The organism is Streptomyces sp. (assembly GCF_019510245.1).
Classification (GTDB): Bacteria; Actinomycetota; Actinomycetes; order Streptomycetales; family Streptomycetaceae; genus Streptomyces.
Map to the genome: position 1 here is coordinate 1 of NZ_JAEKKT010000550.1, position 1,558 is coordinate 1,558.

Sequence of the window (1,558 nt, forward strand, 5' to 3'; positions counted from 1 at the left end):
GGGCCGGTCGCGGATGGCTCTCCAACGTCGCCTGCACTACCACCGAACACCTCGACCAGCGCATCCGACGCGGCTTACACCTCATCCAGTACCGCAGTCACCTCATAGACGGCCGCCTCGCCGAGAGCGGCCCGACCATCGGATCCGCCTGATCGGCGACACGACACCACTCCCTGCGGTGCGGTCCGAGGGGCGCCTCAGGCCGCCATCAGCGCCGCCAGGGCGCGGTCCATTGCGGCGTTGAACTCTTCCGGCGTCAGCGGCAGACGGGACTTGACGTCCCGACTCCACTGGTCGGCGAGCACCTCGGCGGAGCCCGCCTCGACACCGTCGAGCGCCGCGTCGGCCAGGTCAGACGGAGCGAGCTTGTCCACGGACCAGCCCGCCGTCATGTCGGTGTCGGCCAAACCGAGGTGTACCGCTGTGACGAGCGTGCCCTGCTCGGCGAGCTCCAGGCGGACGCCGTTGGTCATGGCCCAGGCGGCGGCCTTGGTGAGGTGGTAGGCATTGGCGCCCTTGCCGCCGAACCACGACATGGCGGAGATGACGTTGACGATCGCGCCCCCGCCGTTCCCGGCGAGCGCCGGCGCGAACTCCCGGATCATTCCCAGGTGGCCGAACATGTTGGTTTCCAGCTCGTGCCGCACCGCGTCCAGCGAACCGGTCACCAGGTCGGTCCCCGTACTGATTCCCGCGTTGTTGATGAGGAGCGAGACGTCCGGGGCGGCCTCGGCGGCGGCCCTCACGGATGCCGGATCGGTGATGTCGAGGGGCAGCACCTCGCCCCCCGGCAGGTCCACGGTCTCCGGTCGACGCTTGTGGGCGCCCCGTTCGAGCAGGCGCTGGGCGAAGGCGCGGCCCAGGCCGCGGTTGGCTCCGGTGACAAGGGCGACGGAGTTGTTGATATCCATGGCCGTACGCTAAAACCTGACGCTGGCGTCAGAGGCAAGTGCTAATCGTCAGGGCCACGGGTGAGAGGAATCACCCATGATCCCCATGACCGTCACAGTGGCCGCGGCCGAGCGATCGATCCGCATCGGCGAGGTGGCACGAGGTGCCGGCGTCTCAGTGCCCGCCGTGCGCCGGCCACTACGAGCGGCAAGGGCCGCTCATCGCGGTGCACAGCCCGCCGGCCGGCGCCCGCTTCGAACAAGGCCACCTCGCCGAACCCCCGAGACAGGGCGACGCTCGCCGCGGGCCTGGAAGTGCTGCCGGTGATCACCCATGGCTGGCAGATATATTTCGTAGCTCGATATATGCTCGATGCATGACCAGACAGAATCCGCCCTTGACGGAACCGCAGTACTTCATCCTTGCTGCACTCATGGATGGTCCGTTGCACGGTTACGGCATCATCAAGGCTGCCGAGCAGGCCACCGACGGGCGGCTCCGGATCGCTGTCGGCACTCTCTACGGCGCGCTGGAGCGGATGGAGCGGGCCGGGCTGGTGGCCGCCGGCCATGAGGAGATCGTGGACGGGCGGGCGCGGCCCTACTACCGGCTCACCGAGGACGGCACCGAGGCGCTCGGCCGGGAAGCGCTGCGGATGCAGCAGGCG

The 1,558-nt window shown here is 68.9% G+C and carries 2 protein-coding genes and 1 pseudogene; 2 read left to right on the top strand and 1 reads right to left on the bottom strand.

Annotated elements, in window-relative coordinates:
- Nucleotides 1-152 (top strand): annotated as a pseudogene (locus JF597_RS55320) (IS630 family transposase); the annotation flags it as partial.
- Nucleotides 153-197: 45 nt separating this feature from the next.
- On the opposite strand, the gene JF597_RS55325 reads toward JF597_RS55320, so the two are convergent.
- Nucleotides 198-911 (bottom strand): SDR family oxidoreductase, encoded by a 714-nt coding sequence (locus JF597_RS55325; RefSeq protein ID WP_294014871.1) that lies wholly within the window; start codon nucleotides 909-911, stop codon nucleotides 198-200.
- Between the two features lie 356 nt (nucleotides 912-1,267).
- On the opposite strand from JF597_RS55325, the gene JF597_RS55330 reads away from it, so the two are divergent.
- On the top strand, nucleotides 1,268-1,558 hold a 291-nt coding region (locus JF597_RS55330; protein ID WP_294014875.1), incomplete at its 3' end, for a PadR family transcriptional regulator.